4 protein-coding genes and 1 tRNA gene are annotated in these 2,031 nt (G+C 66.3%); all 5 read right to left on the bottom strand.

All coding sequences use genetic code 11. The features are described 5' to 3' along the window. The coding region (locus RTO53_RS19945; RefSeq protein ID WP_312239391.1) for a hypothetical protein at positions 1-260 on the bottom strand (260 nt) is incomplete at its 3' end. A gap of 67 nt (positions 261-327) precedes the next feature. Then, positions 328-624, bottom strand: coding sequence for a hypothetical protein (locus RTO53_RS19940; RefSeq protein ID WP_312239390.1), 297 nt, complete (start codon positions 622-624; stop codon positions 328-330). 129 nt (positions 625-753) lie between these two features. Next, positions 754-828: transfer RNA gene (locus RTO53_RS19935), tRNA-Val, on the bottom strand. Positions 829-893: 65 nt separating this feature from the next. Next, complete coding sequence (locus RTO53_RS19930) at positions 894-1,247, bottom strand: PilZ domain-containing protein (protein WP_312239389.1); 354 nt, start codon at positions 1,245-1,247, stop codon at positions 894-896. Further along, positions 1,244-2,031 (bottom strand): DNA polymerase III subunit delta' (locus RTO53_RS19925; RefSeq protein ID WP_312239388.1); only part of this gene is annotated, 788 nt, incomplete at its 5' end. The genes RTO53_RS19930 and RTO53_RS19925, both read right to left, overlap by 4 nt.

Genomic DNA, 2,031 nt, shown 5'->3' with positions numbered 1-2,031 from the left:
CAGGCGTCCACGTAGGCGAGATACACGCCGAGCAACGATACGGGGATGCCGAGCAACAACCCGATCCCCCTCGCCCAGCGGTGGCGTCGGAAGATCACCAGCACGCCCAACACCACCACGGCCGCCATGAAGACGGGCAGCCCGAAGAACATCGTCAGCATGCCAACCGGGTCGGAAGCGAGTGCCGGTAGCGGCACGCACAGCGCGAAAGGCAGCAGCCAGCGGGCCATCGGCATTCGGGTATTGCGTCGATCATTCATCTGCTGCGCTCCCTGCAAGTGTGTCGATGATGCATCCGGCCGAATGCGTCCGGTCAGGCACCAGGGCTCATACCGCATGCAGCCGGACCACTTGGTAAATCGCCACGTTCCGCTCGGTCAACGCACGCACCACTTCCGGGATCAGCTGCATGGGCAGATCCACCTCATAGCCGTGCGCCTTGACCTCCAATGCCGCAGGCGCGAAGTCAAAGGCGGGATGATCGCGGCTACGTTCGACGAGAAAGGCGGTGATCGCATCGCGGGCGATGTCCTGCCACTCCCCCACTTCGAAATACACCCGGTAAAGGGCGTCGCTGTATTCGCGGGGCGTGCCTTGCGCGGGATCCTGTTCAGATGGGTCCATGGGCGTGTCCTGGTCGGCGACTTCCGGGCGGGGACGTTCCCGCCATCGCACCATACCCCTGCACCGGATGCCCTGGAAAACGCCCAACAAAAAAGCCGACCCAAGGGCCGGCTTCTTCATGTTGCAGCGTGGTGGGCGGTGCAGGGTTCGAACCTGCGACCCTTGCCGTGTGAAGGCAATGCTCTACCGCTGAGCTAACCGCCCGATGCTGCTGAGCCGCTCATTATAGGGCGGCAAATTTCGACGTCAACGGTTTTGCCGAAATTTCTTCACATCGTGTGCGTGGGCTTGTCCGCGGTCAGGATGCCGGCCAGCAGCGTCTCGATCCGGTGGCGCACGTTTTCCCCTTCCGCGCCTTCGGCCAGCTGCACGCCGATGCCCGCCGCGCGGTTGCCCTGGGCACCGGCGGGGGTCACCCAGATCACCTTGCCGGCCACCGGCAGGCGCTCGCTGGAGTCGGGCAGGGTCAGCAGCAGGAACACCTCATCGCCCAGGAAGTAGCGCTTGGGCGTGGGCACGAAGACCCCGCCGTTCTTCACGAACGGCATGTACGCGCTGTACAGCGCGGCCTTGTCCTTGACCGCCAGCGACAGGATGCCCTGGCGGGCGTTGGTGGCACTCATGCTCTATTCCCCTTTGCTTGCCGCTCGTTGACCTTGTTCCAGGCCAACAACAATTCCACCACCGCAAGGTCGGCGCGCACGGTGGTGCGCAGCAGATCGCGGGTACGGTTGGCGGCGTCGAACCACGCCGCCAGCTTGTGCAATCGATCCGGATCGGTCAAGCCGCCCGCGCTGGCCTGGGCCAGCGCTAGGTCGGCGGCGTGGCGCAGGCGCAGGGCGGCGTTGTCGTCCCCCGCCCAACGCTGGGCCAGCTCGACCGCACCGGTGCGGCCGGCCACCAGCGCCTCCAGATCGGTGGCCACCTGCTTGCGCAGCGCCAGGCCGTCATCGCGCAGCCATTCATCGGCCAGCCCCGGATGGCCGCGTGCGGCATCCAGCGCCTCGCGGGCAGCGGCCTCGCCATGGCCCTGGGCCTGCAGCCACGCCAGCGCTTCCTCGCGGGGCGGCAACTTGAATTCCAGGCGCTGGCAGCGGCTGCGCACGGTCGCCGGCAGGCGTGCCGGGTCGCTGCTGATCAGCCACAGGTAACGGCCCGGCTGTGGCTCTTCCAGCGTCTTGAGCAGCGCATTGCAGGCGGCACGATTGATTGCGTCGGCCGGATCGACGATCACCACCTGGGCGATGCCGTATTGCGGGGTCAGCGCCAGCTTCTGCGAGATCTCGCGGACCTGCTCGATCACGATCTCGGTACGCAGCTTGTCGCCGGACTTGTTGGGAATGAACGAGATCAGCTGCAGGTCCGGGTGGGTACCGGCGGCGATCAGCTGCGCGCTGCGCTTGGCCG

The organism is Stenotrophomonas sp., from assembly GCF_031995405.1.
In the GTDB taxonomy this organism is placed as follows: domain Bacteria; phylum Pseudomonadota; class Gammaproteobacteria; order Xanthomonadales; family Xanthomonadaceae; genus Stenotrophomonas.
The sequence above is the reverse complement of the archived record's forward strand: the minus strand, read 5'-3'. Positions and strand labels throughout refer to the sequence as shown.

Excerpts from the sequence above, each read along its gene's own strand:
- RTO53_RS19940 (WP_312239390.1), bottom strand. The coding sequence starts at position 624 with ATGGACCCATCTGAACAGGATCCCGCGCAAGGCACGCCCCGCGAATAC.
- RTO53_RS19930 (WP_312239389.1), bottom strand. The coding sequence starts at position 1,247 with ATGAGTGCCACCAACGCCCGCCAGGGCATCCTGTCGCTGGCGGTCAAG.